At 72.5% G+C, this 18,905-nt stretch carries 14 protein-coding genes; 2 read left to right on the top strand and 12 right to left on the bottom strand.

Annotation, left to right across the window (positions count from 1 at the left end):
• Positions 1-394: 394 nt before the first annotated feature.
• Positions 395-1,402, bottom strand: a complete 1,008-nt coding sequence (locus tag IE178_RS26865) for a stage II sporulation protein M (protein WP_193514077.1) — start codon at positions 1,400-1,402, stop codon at positions 395-397.
• A 150-nt stretch (positions 1,403-1,552) separates the two neighbouring features.
• Here IE178_RS26865 and IE178_RS26860 point away from each other — a divergent pair, with 150 nt between their 5' ends.
• Entirely contained in the window at positions 1,553-2,521 is a 969-nt protein-coding gene (locus tag IE178_RS26860) for an RDD family protein (RefSeq protein ID WP_193514076.1), read from the top strand.
• A 19-nt stretch (positions 2,522-2,540) separates the two neighbouring features.
• On the opposite strand, the gene IE178_RS26855 is transcribed toward IE178_RS26860, so the two are convergent.
• The 9 genes from IE178_RS26855 to IE178_RS26815 all read right to left on the bottom strand — a co-directional run bounded on the left by IE178_RS26855 (position 2,541) and on the right by IE178_RS26815 (position 12,661).
• Entirely contained in the window at positions 2,541-3,155 is a 615-nt protein-coding gene (locus IE178_RS26855; RefSeq protein WP_193514075.1) for a hypothetical protein, read from the bottom strand.
• 150 nt (positions 3,156-3,305) lie between these two features.
• Positions 3,306-4,763, bottom strand: coding sequence for an adenosylhomocysteinase (gene ahcY, locus IE178_RS26850; protein WP_184765941.1), 1,458 nt, complete (start codon positions 4,761-4,763; stop codon positions 3,306-3,308).
• Between the two features lie 313 nt (positions 4,764-5,076).
• Positions 5,077-6,057: a cation diffusion facilitator family transporter gene (locus IE178_RS26845; protein ID WP_193514074.1), complete on the bottom strand. Its 981-nt coding sequence runs from the start codon at positions 6,055-6,057 to the stop codon at positions 5,077-5,079.
• A gap of 144 nt (positions 6,058-6,201) precedes the next feature.
• Complete coding sequence (gene manA, locus IE178_RS26840; protein WP_193514073.1) at positions 6,202-7,353, bottom strand: mannose-6-phosphate isomerase, class I; 1,152 nt, start codon at positions 7,351-7,353, stop codon at positions 6,202-6,204.
• Between the two features lie 73 nt (positions 7,354-7,426).
• A complete protein-coding gene (locus tag IE178_RS26835) occupies positions 7,427-8,554 on the bottom strand; it encodes an SIS domain-containing protein (RefSeq protein ID WP_184765944.1) in 1,128 nt (375 codons plus the stop codon).
• 97 nt (positions 8,555-8,651) lie between these two features.
• Positions 8,652-8,822 (bottom strand): Trm112 family protein, encoded by a 171-nt coding sequence (locus IE178_RS26830; RefSeq protein ID WP_184765945.1) that lies wholly within the window; start codon positions 8,820-8,822, stop codon positions 8,652-8,654.
• A 153-nt stretch (positions 8,823-8,975) separates the two neighbouring features.
• Positions 8,976-10,340, bottom strand: a complete 1,365-nt coding sequence (locus IE178_RS26825) for a phosphomannomutase/phosphoglucomutase (protein ID WP_193514072.1) — start codon at positions 10,338-10,340, stop codon at positions 8,976-8,978.
• A 122-nt stretch (positions 10,341-10,462) separates the two neighbouring features.
• Entirely contained in the window at positions 10,463-12,079 is a 1,617-nt protein-coding gene (locus IE178_RS26820) for an L-lactate permease (RefSeq protein WP_193514082.1), read from the bottom strand.
• A 159-nt stretch (positions 12,080-12,238) separates the two neighbouring features.
• Positions 12,239-12,661: a DUF3499 domain-containing protein gene (locus tag IE178_RS26815; RefSeq protein WP_184765947.1), complete on the bottom strand. Its 423-nt coding sequence runs from the start codon at positions 12,659-12,661 to the stop codon at positions 12,239-12,241.
• A gap of 351 nt (positions 12,662-13,012) precedes the next feature.
• Here IE178_RS26815 and IE178_RS26810 point away from each other — a divergent pair, with 351 nt between their 5' ends.
• Positions 13,013-13,396, top strand: a complete 384-nt coding sequence (locus IE178_RS26810) for a metallopeptidase family protein (RefSeq protein ID WP_229876136.1) — start codon at positions 13,013-13,015, stop codon at positions 13,394-13,396.
• A 345-nt stretch (positions 13,397-13,741) separates the two neighbouring features.
• On the opposite strand, the gene IE178_RS26805 is transcribed toward IE178_RS26810, so the two are convergent.
• Positions 13,742-15,211 carry a DUF5719 family protein gene (locus IE178_RS26805; protein WP_193514071.1) on the bottom strand — a complete coding sequence of 490 codons (1,470 nt, stop codon included), beginning with the start codon at positions 15,209-15,211 and terminating at the stop codon, positions 13,742-13,744.
• Complete coding sequence (locus IE178_RS26800; RefSeq protein WP_193514070.1) at positions 15,208-18,855, bottom strand: glycosyltransferase; 3,648 nt, start codon at positions 18,853-18,855, stop codon at positions 15,208-15,210. Before IE178_RS26800 ends, IE178_RS26805 begins: the two co-directional genes overlap by 4 nt.
• Positions 18,856-18,905: the final 50 nt, after the last annotated feature.

Raw genomic sequence — 18,905 nt, 5'->3', positions numbered from 1 at the left:
TGAGTTCTCAAGGAACGGACGCTTCCTTTGTACTCACCCTCTCGGGCTTTCCTCCGGGCGCTTCCCTTCGGTCTTGCGTTTCCGACTCTATCAGATCTTTCCGATCCGATTTCCTCGGTGCTTTCCAGGTTCCCGCTTTCGCGTTTCCCTTTCCGGCGGATCCGACTTTATCAGAAGTTCCGGGGCGGATTGACCGGCCTTCGATTTCCGATTCATCGGGAGGTGCTTCTCCGAAATCAACGTTTCGTCGAGAAGCTGATAGACACTCACTGTCGCCCTCTGGGTCAGACCCCATCTCCAGGCAACTGTTCAAATCTACCTCCCCGTCGGCACCGTGTCAACGGCTCCTGCGGGGCGAAGAGGAGACTAGCAGTTGAACGGGCCCCCTCGCACATCAGGCGGCCGTGGGCACGTCGGCGCTGCGCTCGGATGCCTCCAGGTCGCCCGTCTCGCCGGCGCGCGCCGCACGTCCGCCCAGGACGTACACGTAGGCGAGAAAGGCCAGCTCGGCGAGGACTCCGATGGTGATGCGCGCCCAGGTGGGCAGGCCCGATGGGGTGACGAAGCCTTCGATGGCGCCGGAGACGAAGAGGACCAGGGCCAGGCCGATCGCCATGGCCAGGGCCGCTCTGCCCTCTTCCGCGAGGGCCCTGCGCCGCGTTCGGGGGCCCGGGTCGATGACGGTCCAGCCGAGGCGGAGACCGGTACCGGCGGCGACGAAGACCGCGGTGAGTTCCAGCAGGCCGTGCGGCAGTACGAGGCCGAGGAAGGTGTCGAGGCGGCCGGCGGAGGACATCAGGCCGAAGCCGACGCCCAGGTTGAGCATGTTCTGGAACAGGATCCAGAGGACCGGCAGACCCAGGAAGACGCCCAGGATCAGACAGAGGGCCGCGGCCCAGGCGTTGTTCGTCCAGACCTGGGCGGCGAAGGAAGCCGCGGGGTGGCTCGAGTAGTACGTCTCGTACTGACCGCCGGGCCGGGTGAGTTCGCGCAGTTCGCTGGGGGCCGCTATGGACGCCTGTACGTCGGGGTGGGTGCCTATCCACCAGCCGAGGAGTGCCGCGACGGCCGTGGAGATCAGCGCCGTGGGTACCCACCAGTGGCGCGACGTGTAGACGGCGGCCGGGAAGCCGTGGGTCAGGAAACGCGTGACATCGCGCCAGGACGCACGGCGGGCGCCTGTCACGGCGCTGCGCGCGCGAGCCACGAGTTGGCTGAGCCGGCCGGTCAGCTGCGGGTCGGGGGCGGCTGACCGGATCAGGGAGAGGTGAGTGGCCGTGCGCTGGTAGAGGACGACGAGTTCGTCAGCCTCCGCGCCGGTGAGGCGGCGCCGGCGCCGGAGCAGGGCGTCGAGGCGGTCCCACTCCGCGCGGTGGGCGGAGACGAAGACGTCGAGGTCCATCGGTGTGCCTGCTCCTCGGCTGTTCGTCGGCGGTCGACCGGACCGGCGGAAAGATGATCGGCTTGTTCGGCTGGTCGTACTGCGGTGCGATGTGTCATCAGCTTGGCAGACTGGCGGTGTTCGGGGGCAGGCCAGGGAAGGACGGCGGGCGTGAGTGAGCTGGTGACGGGCGAGGCGGTGGCGCTGGAGTTGCGCCCCGCGAGGCTGCCCAGCAGGGCGCTGGCCGTGCTGGTGGACATGGCGGCGGCCCTGGCCATCTATATCGCCGTGACCATCGCCCTGGTGACTGCCACGGCCTCGCTGGACCAGGCGGCGCGGACGGCGATATCGATCGCGGCGTTCGTCCTGGTGCTGGTGGGTGGGCCGATCGTGGTCGAGACGCTGAGCCACGGGCGGTCGCTGGGGAAGCTGGCGTGCGGCCTGCGGGTGGTGCGGGACGACGGAGGGCCCATCCGGTTCCGGCATGCGCTGGTGCGGGGCCTCATCGGTGTGATCGAGATTCTGATGACCCTCGGGGTGATCGCCTGCATCGCCTCGCTGGTTTCGGCGCGCGGGCGACGGCTCGGGGACGTGTTCGCGGGAACTCTGGTCGTGCGGGAGCGGGTGCCGGCCGGGGAGGCGGGCTTCGTGCCGCCGCCTCCGCCCTGGCTGGCCGGGCGTTTCTCCGGGCTCGACCTGTCGGCGGTGCCCGACGGTCTGTGGCTTGCCGTCCGTCAGTACCTGACCCGGATGCGGCAACTCGATCCGCGGGTCGGCTGGTCGATGGCGGAGCGGCTGGCCGCCGACCTGGCCGAACGCACCGGGGCGCCGGTGCCGCCGGGGGTGCCGCCTGCGGCGTATCTGGCGGCGGTGGTGCAGGAGCGGCAGGCCAGGGAGGCTCGGCGGGCCTTCGGGAACGGGGCTGCCGCGGGAGGCGGGCCGTCCCGCACGACCGGTTCGGCGAGTGCGCACGCCCAGCCGACGCCCGGGTATCCGCCCGCGGCCGTGCCGCCGGCTGTTCCCTCGGCTCGTCCGGAAGCGGCGGTGCCCGGGGATCGGGCCGCCGTGCCGCAGGACGACGCGCCGCGGGAGACGAGGCCCTCCGAAGGTCCCTCGACGGGGTTCGTACCGCCGGCGTAGGTGGCTTCGGGTGTGCCGGTCAGTCGAAGACGGACGGTGGTGATTCGAGGTCCTCGAGCTCGATGCCCGGGGCCGCGAGGACCACGTCACCGGCGACGTGCACGGAGTGCTGCTCGCCGGTGTCCAGGGCTGTGACCTGGTATTCGTCCACGATCAGGGGGCCGTTGTCAGTGGCCTGTGCTTCTCTTCTCACCAGCGCCCAGGACTGGTCCACGGTGCGCGGTGCGAGGACGGGGTCCGTGAAGGCGACGAGGCGGACCCGGGTGGCCGATGCGGAGGGGGTGAGGCGCAGCAGACGGGTGGTGGCGACGAGGAAGGCGGGGGACGAGCCGGTGAAGGCGTGGGCGCGCACATTGCCTTCGGTGGCGTGGGCCCCGGTGGGGTCGGTGCGGACCCAGGTGACGCCTTCGAGGGCGGCGCCGCGGACCTGCCAGCTCGCGGCGTGGAGTTCGAGGCGGATGGGGCGGCCCAACTCGTCGAGGGCGAGGTCGACCGAGCCCAGGTGATCGCCGGAGGGGGCGGTGAGCTGGGAGACGTAGCGCCAGCCGGAGGGGCCGGGGGCGCAGTGGAAGTGCTCTTGGGCAAGGGGGGTGTGATCGTGCGGATCGTGGAGCGAATAGCGGCCGCGGGGCATGGGGGTCCTGGGTCTTGACGGGCTCGGCCGGTCACTGGTCCGCCCATGGGGCAGGCCCCCGGCACGGGGGTGCGGGGGCCTGCCTCGGAGGACCTGCTGCCGGGGAGCGCGTCCGTGCACGGGCGCGCTCCCCGCGGCGGGAGCCTGGGCTCAGTAGCGGTAGTGGTCCGACTTGTACGGGCCCTCGACCTGCACGCCGATGTACTCGGCCTGCTCGGGGCGGAGCGTGGTCAGCTTCACGCCGAGCGCGTCCAGGTGGAGGCGGGCGACCTTCTCGTCGAGGTGCTTGGGCAGCACGTAGACGCCGGTCGGGTACTCGTCGGGCTTGGTGAACAGCTCGATCTGGGCCAGGGTCTGGTCCGCGAAGGAGTTGGACATCACGAACGACGGGTGGCCGGTGGCGTTGCCCAGGTTCAGCAGGCGGCCCTCGGAGAGGACGATGATCTTCTTGCCGTCGGGGAAGGTCCAGGTGTGGACCTGCGGCTTGACCTCGTCCTTGACGATGCCGGGGATCCTGGCGAGGCCGGCCATGTCGATCTCGTTGTCGAAGTGGCCGATGTTGCCGACGATGGCCTGGTGCTTCATCTTGGCCATGTCCGAGGCCATGATGATGTCCTTGTTGCCGGTCGTGGTGACGAAGATGTCGGCCTTGTCGACGACCTCGTCGAGCGTGGTGACCTGGTAGCCGTCCATCGCCGCCTGCAGGGCGCAGATCGGGTCGATCTCGGTGATGATCACCCGGGCGCCCTGGCCGCGCAGGGACTCCGCGCAGCCCTTGCCCACGTCGCCGTAGCCGCACACGACGGCGGTCTTGCCGCCGATCAGGGTGTCGGTGGCGCGGTTGATGCCGTCGATCAGGGAGTGGCGGCAGCCGTACTTGTTGTCGAACTTCGACTTGGTGACGGCGTCGTTGACGTTGATCGCCGGGAACAGGAGGATGCCGTCGCGCTGCATCTCGTACAGGCGGTGGACGCCGGTCGTCGTCTCCTCGGTGACACCGCGGATCTCGGACGAGAGCTGGGTCCACTTCTGCGGGTTCTCGCCCAGGGTGCGGTTGAGCAGTTCGAGGATGACGCGGTGCTCGTCGGACTCGGCGGTGTCGGGCGAGGGGGCCTTGCCGTCCTTCTCGTACTCGACGCCCTTGTGGACGAGGAGGGTGGCGTCACCGCCGTCGTCGAGGATCATGTTGGGGCCACCGGTGGGGCTGTCCGGCCAGGTCAGCGCCTGCTCCGTGCACCACCAGTACTCCTCCAGGGTCTCGCCCTTCCAGGCGAAGACCGGAACGCCCTGCGGGTTGTCGGGCGTGCCGTCGGGGCCGACGGCGATGGCGGCCGCGGCGTGGTCCTGGGTGGAGAAGATGTTGCAGGACGCCCAGCGGACGCGGGCGCCGAGGGCGACCAGGGTCTCGATGAGGACGGCGGTCTGCACGGTCATGTGCAGGGAACCGGTGACACGGGCGCCGGCCAGGGGCTGGGCCTCGGCGTACTCCTTGCGGATCGCCATCAGGCCCGGCATCTCGTGCTCGGCGAGGGTGATCTCCTTGCGGCCGAACTCGGCCAGGGAGAGGTCGGCGACCTTGAAGTCCTGTCGGTTGTCGACAGTCGTCATTGCGAGCTGCTCCTCGGGGTGTGGGTCGAGGTGGGTACGGCTGGTCTGCGCGGCGGCGGACACAGGGGTGCCCCGAAGAGGACACAGGCATGCCCGCGTGCGCGCAGCGCAGTCCGTCGGAGGCCCTCTCTCCCTCGGTCGGTCCGCGGTGGGACCGCCCGACCGCCATCAGCAGCGACGTCTGGCTCCGTCCCAAGCTACACCGCCCGGCCCCGTCGTCCCCAGTCCGTCCTCGCACACATCACGCCGATCTGTGGCGCCATGACGGCGAAGGGCCCCGCCGTGATCGGCGGGGCCCCTTGGCCGGCAGGTCTCAGTGACCGGCGTCGTGCGGTACCGGTCCGCCGGGGCTGGCCTCGGGGTCGGAGCCCTTGACGGCTTCGGTCTCGCTGTAGATGTCGGGCTCGAGGTAGATCACGCGGGCGATCGGGACGGCCTCGCGGATGCGGGACTCGGCGGCGTCGATCGCGGAGGCGATCTCCGTGGCCGTGTCCTCGTGCCGGACGGCGATCTTCGCGGCGACCAGCAGTTCCTCCGGGCCGATGTGGAGGGTGCGCATGTGGATGATGCGGGTGACGGTGTCGCCGTCGACGACGGCGGCCTCGATCTTCCGGGTCTCCTCCGCGCCCGCGGCCTCACCGAGCAGCAGGGACTTCGTCTCGGCGGCGAGGACGAGCGCGATCAGGATGAGCAGGATGCCGATGCAGAGGGTGCCGACGCCGTCCCAGACGCTGTCACCGGTGAGCACGGCGAGACCGACGCCGCCCAGGGCGAGGACGAGGCCGACGAGAGCACCGAGGTCCTCCAGGAGGACGACCGGCAGCTCGGGGGCCTTGGCGTGGCGGACGAACTGCTTCCAGGAGCGCTTGCCGCGCAGGACGTTGGACTCCTTGATGGCGGTGCGGAAGGAGAAGGACTCCGCGATGATCGCGAAGACCAGGACGCCGACGGGCCAGTACCAGTGCTCCAGTTCGTGCGGGTGCTTGATCTTCTCGTAGCCCTCGTAGAGGGCGAACATGCCGCCGACCGAGAAGAGCACGATGGAGACGAGGAAGGCGTAGATGTAACGCTCGCGGCCGTAGCCGAAGGGGTGCTGCGGGGTGGCCTGGCGCTGGGCCTTCTTGCCGCCGACCAGCAGCAGGGCCTGGTTGCCCGAGTCGGCGAGCGAGTGCACGGACTCGGCGAGCATCGACGAGGAGCCGCTGAAGATGAACGCCACGAACTTCGCTACCGCGATCGCGAGGTTGGCGGCGAGTGCCGCCACGATCGCCTTGGTGCCGCCTGACGCGCTCATGTGTTCGCGATGTCCCTTCGTACGCCGTGTGGGGCCCGGGCAGACGTGTGCGTACGCCGCCCGGGGTGGTGCCCGCCCTTTGACGGTGGGCCATTGTCGCAGCCCGGTCGGGCGACGGTGCGTCAGGTGGTCGTCACGGGGCGATCAGGCGACGACCGTGGCCCTGAACAGCGTTCCGGTACCCGTCACACCGGCCTTTTCACCCGCCGGGACGAACACCGACCGGCCCGGGGACAGTTCGTGGTCGCCCGCCCGCACGGAGCCTGCCGTGCAGAGAAGGATCTGGGGGGTGAGCAGGGTGAGGTCGTGGGTGGTGCCGCCCTCGGGCAGGACGTAGCGGGAGAGCCGGAACTCGTCGATGGGGGTCTCGTAGACCTCCTCGCCGTCCGGGCCGGCCTCCGGGCGCAGGACGCCGGGCTCGCCGGCCTCGAAGCGGACGATGCGCAGGAGTTCGGGGACGTCGACGTGCTTGGGGGTGAGGCCGCAGCGCAGGACGTTGTCGGAGTTGGCCATGATCTCGACGCCCAGGCCGTCCAGGTAGGCGTGGGGGACGCCGGCGCCGAGGAAGAGGGCCTCGCCGGGCTGGAGCCGGACGTGGTTGAGGAGCATCGCGGCGATGACGCCGGGGTCGCCGGGGTAGTGGTGGGCGATGTCGGCGTACGGGGCGTAGGCGCCGCCGAGGCGGTCGCAGGCGGCGGCCGTCTCGGTGACGGTGTGGGTCATTTCCTCGGGGTCGGCCGTGAGGATCGCGGTGAGGACCTCGCGCAGGGCCGCCTCTTCGGGGTGGGCGTGCAACAGGTCGACGTACGGCTTCAGGGAGTCCACGCCGAGGCCGTCGAGGAGGTCGGCGGCGCGCAGCGGGTCGCGGAAGCCGCACAGGCCGTCGAACTCGGTGAGGGCGCAGATCAGTTCGGGCTTGTGGTTGGCGTCCTTGTAGTTGCGGTGCGGGGCGGTCACGGGGACGCCGCGGCGCTCCTCGTCGGCGAAGCCCTCCTTCGCCTGCGCCAGGTCGGGGTGGACCTGGAGGGAGAGCGGGGCGCCGGCGGCGAGGAGTTTGAGGAGGAAGGGCAGGCGGGGGCCGAACTTGGCGACCGAGTCCGGGCCGAGTTCCTTCTCCGGGTCGGCGTCGATGACCTCGACGAGCGTGCCCCGATCGGTGCGCGAGGGTGCGCCGGGGTGGGCGCCCATCCACATCTCCGCCTGCGGCTCGCCGGTCGGTTCGGTGCCGAGCAGTCGCGGGATGGCGGTGGTGGAACCCCAGGCGTAGGGGCGGATGGTGTTGTCGAGGCGGTCCATGGGGTTCTCTGCGTTCCTTCTGCCGGTTCTCGTGCGTGCGCGCGGAGGGAGAGTCAGGGCTTCCGGGGCATGATCAGGCTCTCGAAGCGAGCGCCAGGTAAACGGCGGCGAAATCCGTGACGGCGATCAGTTCCGCGAGGGTCTCCAGTTCGCCGCCCTGCTCCGGTTCCAGCTCGCTGATCGGCGTGTCGTGGGTGAGGGCCAGATCACGGGCGGCGGGGGCGGCGGTGAGGCCGCCGGTGGGGCGGTCACGGAGCAGCACGACGCGCGCGTGCAGGGCGGGTGTCTCCTCCACGCGGTCGCGGAAGAAGTCGTCCGGGTCGGCGCTGGCGGCGAGCCGGCCGGCCAGCAGGGCGCTGTGCGCGGCGAGCGCCTCGGGCAGTTCGGCGACGACGGCGGGGGTGCCGGACAGCTCGGCGAGCGCGGCGGCGAACCGGCGGCCGGCCGGGCCGGCGGAGACGCCCTCCGTCCACACGACGGGCAGCGCGTCGGCGAGTTCGGCGGCCAGGGTCTTGGCGGGGTTGCTGTACGTCGCGATGGCGGGCCCGCAGCGTTCGGCGATGGCGTCGAGGCGGTCGGCGACCTTCTCCAGGGCGTCCGGCGGGGCGGAGAGCAGGCCGGTGCGGTCCAGCAGCGCGAGCAGCGGGGTGAGCAGGGCCCACAGGACGCCGGGGGCGGAGGCGGCGAGGGGTTCGTCCTGGTCGTAGGGCGCGGAGGCCATGGGGACGAACAGGCCGACGGAGCCGTTCACCGTCTCGGCGAGCGGGCTGCGGGCGGGGGCCACGGCGACGACGGTGCAGCCGCGGCGGTACGCCTGCTCGGAGAGCAGGGACAGGCCCGGTTCGGTGCCGTCCGGGGTGGCGATGAGGAGGAGGTCCACGGAGCCGGCCCAGCCGGGCAGTTCCCAGCGCAGGGCGCCCGCGGCGGGGGCGACGCCGGTGGGCGCGAGGCGGGTGACGGGGCTGCCGGCGCCGGCCAGGGTGCCGAGGAGGTCGGCGGTCTGGGTGGCGGCTGCGCCGGGGCCCGCGATGAGCACGGCGCGGGGGCGGCCGTCCGGCTTCAGGTCGTGGACGCCGGCCTCGGCGGCGTGCCGTGCGGCGGTGCGGACGCGGGCGCCGGCTTCGGCGGCGCCGCGGAGCAGAGCGCGGTGGTCGGCCTCGGCGAGGCCCTCCGGTGAGTCGAGCAGCGATTCGTCGAGCATGGGCGGCAGGCTCCGATCGGCGGGGCGTCGTCGGTACGCGGGACGCCGGCTCGCAGGTGCGCCGGGTCGCCGGATCGTGGGTTACGCGGTTGCGCGGTTACGCGGGACGGCGGGCCTCGTCGACCAGGAGGACGGGGATGCCGTCGCGGATCGGGTACGCCAGGCCGCAGTCCTGGCCGGTGCAGATCAGCTCGGTGTCCTGCTCCTCGAGGGGGGAGTGGCAGGCCGGGCAGGCGAGGATCTCCAGGAGGCCGGCTTCGAGCGGCATGAGGGGTCCCTTCGGGGCGGGTGTGTGGATGTGCTGGTCAGGGTACCGCCGGTGGCGGGCGGGTGGAGGGGCGCCGCCCCTACGGCCCCGGCCCGTGCCCAACCGCCCCCCCGGCACGGTCGGCGCGCTCGGCGCGGCAGCGGGCCGCCTGCCTCACCCCCTGATGATCGCCAGCGCCTCGTCGCGCACCTTCGTCATCGTTGCCTCGTCGCGGGCCTCCGCGTTCAGGCGGAGGAGGGGTTCGGTGTTGGACGGGCGGACGTTGAACCACCAGTCGGCTGAGGTGACGGTGAGGCCGTCCAGGTCGTCCAGGGTGATGCCCTCGCGGCCCTCGTAGGCGGCCCTGATCGCGGACAGGCGGGCGGTCTGGTCGTCGACGGTGGAGTTGATCTCGCCGGAGCCGGCATAGCGGTCGTACTGGGCGACCAGGGCGGACAGGGCACCCTGCTGGCCGCCGAGGGCGGCGAGGACGTGCAGGGCGGCCAGCATGCCCGTGTCGGCGTTCCAGAAGTCGCGGAAGTAGTAGTGCGCGGAGTGCTCGCCGCCGAAGATCGCGCCGGTCCTGGCCATCTCGGCCTTGATGAAGGAGTGGCCCACGCGGGTGCGGGCGGAAGTGCCGCCGCTCTCCCGCACGACCTCGGGGACCGACCAGGACGTGATCAGGTTGTGGATGATCGTGCCCGTGCCGCCGTTGCGGGCCAGCTCGCGGGAGGCCACCAGGGCGGTGATCGCGGACGGGGGGACCGGTTCGCCCCGCTCGTCGACGACGAAGCAGCGGTCGGCGTCGCCGTCGAAGGCGAGTCCGAGGTCGGCGCCCTCCTCGCGGACCCGCTGCTGCAGATCGACGAGGTTGGCCGGGTCGAGGGGGTTGGCCTCGTGGTGGGGGAAGGTGCCGTCGAGTTCGAAGTACATCGGGACGAGGGTGAGCGGCAGGCCGGCGAAGACCGTGGGGACGGTGTGCCCGCCCATGCCGTTGCCCGCGTCGACGACGACCTTCAGCGGGCGGATCGAGCGCAGGTCGACGAGCGAGCGCAGGTGTGCCGCGTAGTCGTCCAGCGTGTCGCGCCGGGTGAGCGTCCCCGGGGTGCCGGCCGGTTCCGGGGCGCCCGACTCGCTCCACCGCTCGACGAGTTCCCGGATGTCCGCCAGGCCCGTGTCCTGGCCGACGGGGGCGGCGCCCGCGCGGCAGAGCTTGATGCCGTTGTACTGGGCCGGGTTGTGCGAGGCGGTGAACATCGCGCCCGGCAGGTCGAGTACGCCCGAGGCGTAGTACAGCTGGTCCGTGGAGCACAGGCCGATCTCGGTCACGTCGACGCCCTGGGCCGCAGCGCCGCGTGCGAACGCGCCCGACAGGCCGGGCGACGACGGTCGCATGTCGTGGCCGGTGACGATGGCGGTCGCGCCGGTCACCCGGGCGAAGGCCGCGCCGAAGAGCTCGGCCAGGGGCTCGTCCCACTGGTCGGGGACGATCCCGCGCACGTCGTACGCCTTGACGATCTGCGACAGATCAGCAGTCACGGCCAACCCTTCCGGAAGTCCTGTCGGTCACCACAAACTACCCGTTGAGGGTGACACTCCGCCGCGTTCGCCGAACGGGCGCAGGGGGTGGCTGACGGACGCCGGGCCGGGCCGGGCGTGAGTCAGGGCAGCATCCAGCCGAGCGCCGCCATGCTCTGGCCCACCACGATCAGGCACATCACGAGCAGCAGGCCGAGGCTCCAGGGCAGTACCTTGCGCAGCAAGTCGCCCTCGCGGCCCGCCAGTCCGACGGCCGCGCAGGCGATGGTGAGGTTCTGCGGCGAGATCATCTTGCCGAGGACACCGCCGGAGCTGTTGGCGGCGGCGAGCAGTTCGGCCGACAGCCCGGACTCGCGGGCGGCGGTCACCTGGAGGGCGCCGAAGAGGGCGTTGGAGGAGGTGTCGGAGCCGGACACGGCGACGCCGAACCAGCCCAGCACCGGCGACAGGAAGGCGAGTCCGGCGCCGGCCGCGGCCACGAAGTGCCCGATGGTCGCCGCCTGGCCGGAGAGGTTCATGACGTAGGCGAGGGCCAGGACGGAGGTCACGGTGAGGATCGCGAACCGCAGCTCGTGGACCGTCGCCAGCCATTCCCTGACCGCCACGCGCGCGTGCACCCCGATCACGGCCGCCGTGCACACTCCGGCGAGCAGGACGAGGGTGCCTCCGGTGGAGACGATCGGCCAGGTGAACACGTTGCCTCCGACCGGCTCCCCGTCCGGGCCCGCGACGTTCAGGAACGGCCAGTCGTAGGTCTGGGTGGCACCGGCGAGCCAGTCCTTCACCGCCGGGATCTGCGCGACGGAGAAGACCGCCACGATCAGGGCGTACGGGGCGTAGGCCCGTACCACCTCGCCGCGCGGGTCCTCCTCGTCCAGTTCCTCGCTGCGTACGCCGGTCAGCACGGAGGTCCGTACGGACTCGGCGGCGGGCACGCGCGCGTGCGGTACGGCGACCAGGGCGCCCGCTCCGGCCAGGGCGGCCCCGATGTCGGCGAGTTGCGCGGAGACGTAGTTGGACGCGGCGAACTGCGCCACGGCGAAGGCGACGCCGCAGACCAGTGCGGGGATCCAGGTCTCGCGCAGACCGCGCCGTCCGTCCACGAGCCAGACCAGCACGAGGGGCACGATGAGCGCCAGCAGCGGGGTCTGACGGCCCACCACGGACGCCACGGAGTCCAGCGGCAGCCCGGTGACCTGTGCGAGCGTGACGACCGGCGTCCCCATGGCGCCGAACGCCACCGGCGCGGTGTTGGCGACCAGCGCGACCACGGCGGCGCGTACGGGGTCGAAGCCGAGGGCCACCAGCATCACGGCGGAGATCGCGACGGGGGCGCCGAATCCGGCGAGGGCTTCCAGCAGGGCACCGAAGCAGAAGGCGATGACGAGGGCCTGGATGCGCGGGTCGTCGGAGAGCCGGCCGAAGGAGCGGCGCAGGACGTCGAAGTGGCGGGTGCGGACGGTCATCCGGTAGACCCACAGGGCGTTGACGACGATCCACATGATGGGGAAGAGACCGAAGGCGGCTCCCTGGGCGCCGCTGGAGAGCGTCTGGCCGAGTGGCATGCCGTAGGCGAGGCAGGCCACCAGGGCGGCGGCCAGCAGGCCGATCAGGCCCGCGACGTGTGCCTTCATCCGGACGCCGCCGAGCAGGACCAGGACGATCACGAGCGGCAGGGCCGCCACGAGGGCGGAGAGGCCGAGCGAGCCGGCGACGGGTTCCAGTTCCTGGACGTACACGGGTTCCTGGACGTACACGGGCACCTCCCGTTATTCCGGCATGCGAAAGCGATTTCTCGCAGCGTCAAACGGAATGGTCGTGTCCGCGACAAGCGGGCGTCAATGGGCGTGCGGGACTCGGTGTACGTGACCGTGTACGTGACCGGGAGTGCCCCGCGGTCAGTTGTCCGGGGATCGCAGTACGCGCAGATGGCCGCGTCGCGCGACTTCCATGGGGTCGGCGGTGCGGGATCCGCCGCCGGCTCCCGCGGCACGCTCCTGGGGGCGCGCGGCTTCGCGCACGGCGTTCGCAAGCGCTTCCAGGTCGTCGCCGCTGGGCTGGGCGGGGGCCGAACCGTCGAGGAGGCGGACGACCTCCCAGCCACGCGGTGCGGTGAGGCGCTCGGAGTGCTCGGCGCACAGGTCGTAGCAGTGGGGTTCGGCGTAGGTGGCGAGCGGGCCGAGGACCGCGGTCGAGTCGGCGTAGACGTACGTCAGCGTCGCGACGGCGGGACGGCCGCAGGCGGTGCGCGAACAGCGACGTACAGGGCTCACGACGTTGGACGGTACCGCACTCTTGAGCGGGCCGCGACGACTCTCCATCAGGTCACTCCACCGTGTCGCGGTGTGAAACACCCCACATGCCCCTTTGCGTATACCTCGTTGACCTGGTGCTGCGCGTACGGCCGGGAGGTCGGACGGTTCTGCTCGCGGTCACCAATTGATACAAACACCGTCAATTGCCTTGAGGGCAACAGTCTCGGAGAGATATGAAATCGAGCCCAACCTTGGCTGGAATGGTCATGTTGTGACATGCCGTGCGGGTCGGCTCGAAGGTGAGTGAGATCGGGCGGGTCGGCGATGTGACGACTACGCTTCGCAGTGATGGACAGCCCTGTGACGCCCCGTGCCGCCGGCCCCGGGCCCCGACGCCGTGATCGCCACGGTCGGGGCATGCGCGGCCCGATCGCACCACCCCAGGTACCGCTCGCCGCCAGTCGGGCGGAGACGTTCGCGGATCTGGTGCAGGACTCCGTGGAGCGGCTGGAGCGGCGGTGGCCGCAGCTCGCCGACATCGATTTCCTCGTGCTGGACGTGCCGCGACTGGACGGGGCGGCGGGGGTGGGGTGGAGCGACGAGACGGTGCCTCTGGGCGGGACCGTGGCTGCGCGCGAAGGGCGTCCGGCGCGGGTGGTGATCTATCGCCGGCCGGTCGAGATCCGGACCAAGGGGCGGGATGAGCGGGCGGCTCTCGTGCACGAGGTGGTCGTCGAGCAGGTGGCGGATCTGCTGGGGCTGACGCCGGAGACCGTGGATCCCCGGTACGGGGAGGACTGAGGATGCCCGCGGCGCAGCGTTCGGTCCGGTGGGGGTGCGCGTAGCGCCTGCGGGTGGTGGGTCGGGGCCGGGTCGGGGGTGTCCGTCCTCGGACCGGCGCGGAATCGGTCACTCGAGAAGCGGGGGGTGCGGACGCGCCGGCCCCTGCGGGCGAACACCCCCCGCCCCGTCCCCTTCGCGCCGCACGCGGCCATCGCCGTCACCGCGGGCAGTTTCGGCCGCCCACTGGGGGCGAGTCGTGCCTCCCCCGTGCCCCGGGCGGCACGGGGGGGCGCGGCGGAGCCCCGTAAGCGCCGGGCTGCGCCAACGCCCCCTCGGCCCACGCCGAACGCGTGCGGCTGGCGCCTATTTCTGCAGGACCGACAGGTCCTCCTCCGACTCCGGTACCGCCACCATTCCGCGGTCGTCCGGGAGCGGCTGGACCGTGAAGAACGGGACGCCGTTCTCCGTGACGGTGAGGGTTCGGGAGGCGTGGACGGGGGTGTCCGACTGGGGCTCGACCGTGAGGGCGTAGGTGCCCTTCGCGCCGGTCGGTACGGGGGCCTCGATGTCCTGGGTGGTGCCGGACTTGATCGTGTACGTCTTGGACGCCGGCGTACCGCCCTCGGTGCCCGCCGAAGCGGTGACCTTGATCTTGGCCGTGCCTTCGGGGGCGGTCACCGAGAGGGTCGTGCCCTTGGCGGTGTCGCCGACGGACGTCGCGCGCGTGCCGACCGGTCGGGCGGCCGGGACGAAGGCCGACTCCTGCTTGTCGCCGTTGCCGCGCAGCACCCGTACCGCCGCCACGACCGGGACCGAACTGTCCGACGCCGTCAACACCAGGGAGCCCGCCTCGCCGCGCGTGATGTCGCCCAGGTCGGCGGCTGCCGTCATGCCGCCCTTCACATGGAGCGTCTCGTTGCCGGCCGGGGTGATCAGGCCGGAGGGGGAGGCGAGGCGCACCTTCAGGTCGACGTCGGCGTCACGTGGGGTGAAGGCGACCAGCCGTACGGCGGTGGCGTCCTTCGGGATGCCGGGCAGGACCAGGCTTCCCGAGGGGTCGGCCGACGCGGGCAGCCAGTCGCCGCCCACCTTGGCGTCCAGGGCCTGTACGGCCGCGCCGACCCGGCCGCTGCGGACCACCACGTGCGCGGTCACGTCGGTCTGCTTCTCGTCGGTGAGCGTGGACAGCAGGACCGGCTCGGAGGAGTGCGGCCGGACCGTGATGCCCTCCCCCACCACCGTCTTGAGGGCACCGTCCTTGCCGTAGAGCTCGATGTCCACGACCGCCGCCGAGTCGTCGGGGTTGGTCAGGTGGACGTAGTCGGTGCGGTCGGTGTCGGTGCTGGCGCCCGGGAACCAGAATTCGGTGTCCGCGGCCGTGCAGGCGACACCCTGCAGGCCTCGGCCCGTGCCGGCGGCGACCTCTGTCGTCTGCTGCACGGTCCAGCCGGGCGCGAAGTGGCCCTCGGCGGTGCCGATGAGGGCGGGGGCGTCGCCGCCGGTGGTGTCCCCGGTGACCGGCTTGCCGGGTTCCGCGGGCTGCAGAACGGGCTCCTCGTCGGCCCCGGCCTTCTGTGTGGCCGGCCGGAGTGCGGCCTCGCCGCCGTTCTCCGTGCCCTTCGTGACCGGGGTGAAGGACGTGTACGCCGTCTCGGCGAGGTCGGAGGTGCTGGGCCGGGGGCACAGCAGGCTCGTGCGTTCCACGGGGAGGTGGGCCGCCGCCGTGACCGCCTCGTCCGTGGTCCCGGCGTCCGGAGCGGACACCGCGGCGAAGCCGGTGACGGCGGCGAGCGCGGTCACGCCCGCGATCAGGGACAGGGTGGTGCGGTTCACTGCTGGCTCCCGTCGGGACGCTCACTGCCCGTGCCGTGGGGTTCGTACGGCGTGCCGTAGCCCTGCGTGTAGTTCTGGTCGTAGCCCTGCGGATACGTCTGGTCGTACGGCTGCTGGGGGGTGCCGTAGGCGTACGGGTCGTACTGGCCGCCCTGCTGGTACGGATCCGCCGGGTACTGGTTGTAGGGGTCCGCGGCGTACTGCTGCTGGTACTGGTCGCCGGTCTGGGCGTCCGTGTGCGGGGCCGGGGCCCAGTCGCCGTAGTCGGGCTGGGGTGGCACGGGGGCGGGGGTCTGCTCGTTGTCGGCCGCTTCCTCGGGGGCGGACTCCGCCTCGGCCTCGGCCTGGGCGCGCAGGCGCCGGGCGCGGCGGCCCTCGCCGGCCACGGCCTCGGCGGGGACGGCCGGTTCCTCGGGCAGATCGTCGTCGACGTCGCGGCGGCGGCCGGGCAGGGCCATGACGACGAGGACGACGGAGAGCAGACCCTGGGCCCACAACCAGGCGGTGTGGGTGATCGGGTCGTCGTAGGTGACGTCCAGCGTGCCGCCGGCGGCGGGGAGTTCGAAGCCCTGGGCCCAGCCGTCGACCGTGGTGCGGGACAGCGGCTTGCCGTCCAGGGTGGCGGTCCAGCCGTCGGCGGTGGCGTCGGCCAGGCGGAGGACGCGGCCCTCGCCGCCGTTCGGGATCTTGGTGTGGATCTCGACCGGGCCCGCGGCGACGGGCTGGGGCCGACTGTCGCCTTCCCCGGCGAGGACGATGCTCGCGCGGGCGACCTGGTGGTCGACCCGCCACAGTGCCCCGCCCGCCTGCTGGCTGAGCCGGCTCAGACCGGGGGTGGCGTCCAGGACTCGGACGACCTCGCGCGGGGCTCCCGGGTGGACGAGGACGTAGCGGACGGCGAAGCCGCCGAGTTGGTCGGCCTGGTCCGCGCCGGAGCCGGCGACCAGATGGGCGACGACCTTGTCGAGCCTGGCGTTCTCGCCGTCCACCGCGGCGATCTCGGCGTCGCCCATGCGGGCGCCGGAGCCGCGCACCAGCACATAGCCGACGTGGGCGGTGGAATCGCTGTCGAGGACGAGGGTGCGGGCCTGGTCGCGGGTGCCGCTCTCCTCCGCGACGAACGCGGGCACCTGGACGGGGTCGCGCCGCTCGACGGGCCCGTCGGCGCCGCGGATCATCCAGCCGGCGGCGACGAGCAGCGGGCCGACCGCGCAGGCGAGGGCGATGAGCGCGGCGACCGGCTGGCGCCAGCCGAAGCTCTGCTCGGCGACCCGCGCGCGTGCCCCGTCGGCGCCGAGCGTGGCGGCGGCCAGGACGGCGATGCCGTAGACGAGCGTCGCGGGGCCGGCCCAGGTGGAGTTGTTGGACAGGACCGCGAAGACGAGGCCCACCAGGGCGGCCGTCCACGCGGTGAGGATGGCCGGCCGGCGCTCGGAGCGGAGCAGGGCGGCGAGCGCGGCGAGCACGAGGCCGATGAGCAGCAGGCCGCTGACGGTGCCGGGGCCGCCCGGGCTCGCGCCGAGCAGGTCGAGGGCGGAGGCGGCCGACGGGCCGTACTCCAGGCCGGCCTCCCGGAAGAAGCCGAAGGGGAGGAGGGACAGCGACCAGGGCGCGAGGATCAGCAGGGGGGTGCCCAGTTGGGCCACGAAGCGGAGCGCGTACGCCGGGATGTCGGTTCTGCGCAGGGCCAGTACGCCGAGGCCGAGGACCAGGGCGATGGGCCACACGATCGGGGTGAACGCGGTGGTGATGGTGAGCAGCAGCGCGTACGCCCAGGTGGCGCGCCAACTGCCGCGTGCGCCGGAGGTGCTGGTGAGGCCGCTCGCGGCGATGCCCGCGCGGGCGATGAGCGGCAGGAGGACGGCGAGTACGGCGGTGCCGATGCGGCCGCCGGCCAGGGCGCCGGTCGCGGCGGGCAGGAAGGCGTAGGCGACGGCCGCCCAGGCGCGCAGCAGCCGGGACTCGACGAGCGGGCGGGAGGCGAAGTACGCGGTGAAGCCGGCCAGCGGTACCGAGCAGACCAGGAGCACGGTGACGGCGAGGCCGGTCGAGCCGAGCAGCAGGGAGGCGAAGGCCGCCACGACGGCGAGGTAGGGCGGTGCCGATCCGGTGCCGCCGGCGCCCACGGTGTGCCAGGCGTCGGTGTAGCGCGCCCACAGCTCACCGGCGTCGGCGGGCGCGGGGAGCAGGGCGCCGCCCGCCAGCGCACCGCCGCCCAGGAGTTCGCGGCAGGCGGCGAGGGAGACGAGCAGCAGCGTCAGGAAGAGCACCGGGCCGGGTTTGCGGGCGATGCGTTTGACGCGGGCGAACTGCTCGACCTCGAGGAAGTCGGCGTCGTCGCCGCCGGGTCCGGACTCGACCGCGCTGCCGTGCCGTCCCGCGCCGGAGGCGGCCTCGGGGTCGGAGCGGCCGACGAGGTTGCTCGCGACCTGTTCCACGGTGACACGGACGGTCGCGCCGGGCGGCGGGAACAGCTGCCGCAGTTCGTCCTTGTCGATCTGCGGGCTGCCGCGATGGCGCCGTCCGGCGAGGATCCGTTCGGGCCGCAGCAGAGTGCCCATGAGGCCGCGGATCTCGTCGACGGCCTGCCCGGGGGCCTTGCCGACGAGGTAGGCGAGGGTGCGCAGCAGGGTGCCGAGGACGACGCGCAGCAGGACCCAGGGCAGCACCGCGGTACGGGCGTTGACGAGCAGGGCGTAGACGGCGCCCGCCTTGTCCACCTTGTGCGGGGAGGCGGAGGTGCGGCCCACGCAGTCGACGGTGCGTCGCTCCCGGGAGGCGGCCTCGGCGTGCCGGACGACCGCGTCGGGGGCGACCAGGACCCGGTGTCCGGCGGAGTGCGCGCGCCAGCACAGGTCGACGTCGTCGCGCATGAGGGGCAGGTGCCGGTCGAAGCCGCCGAGCCGGTCGAAGACGTCCCGGCGGACCAGCATGCCGGCGGTGGACACCGACAGGACGGGCCGTACGTGGTCGTGCTGGCCCTGGTCCTGTTCGCGGCGGTCCAGGCCGGTCCAGCGGCGCCCGGAGTTGGCGATGGAGACGCCGACCTCGAGGAGCTGCCTGCGGTCGTACCAGCCGCGGAGCTTGGGGCCCACCACGGCGACGTCGTCCCGGCCGAGTTCGTACTCGTTCTCCACAACGCGCAGCAGCCGGGCCAGCGCGTCGGGTTCGGGGGCGCAGTCGTCGTGCAGCAGCCACAGCCACTGCACCGGCTCCCCGTGCGGGAGTTCGGGCATGTCGTAGGCGTCGTCGCGCCAGCTGCGGGTGACCGGGTCCCAGCCGCTCGGCCGTTTCAGGTACGGCAGGTCGTCCGGCGTGAGGTGCGGGGCGGCGCGGTGGCACTCCTCGACGGCCTGGCCGAAGCCGGTGCGCCGGGCGAGGTGCAGCACGCGGTCGTCGCCGAGGGCGTCGGTGACCAGCCGGGCGGAGTCGTCCGCGCTGCCGGTGTCGGCGCCCATGGCGAACTGGACGGGACGTTCCTGGCCGAGCAGCCCGGCGAGCGCGTCGGGCAGCCAGCGGGCGCCGTCGTGGGAGACGAGGACCGCGGTCACCACGTGACGCGGGAACTCGGGCGGGCGGGTCGGGTCAAACACGGCGGTGGCAGCGAGGTCTTGCCGGGCTGCCGTGTGGCTGTGCACGGACATCGAGGTACGGGCCCCGGTTCGGTGGACTGTGGGGACGCCTGCGCCCGGTG

The sequence above is a fragment of the Streptomyces griseoloalbus genome, assembly GCA_014650015.1.
Lineage (GTDB): Bacteria > Actinomycetota > Actinomycetes > Streptomycetales > Streptomycetaceae > Streptomyces > Streptomyces griseoloalbus.
The sequence above is the reverse complement of the archived record's forward strand: the minus strand, read 5'-3'. Positions and strand labels throughout refer to the sequence as shown.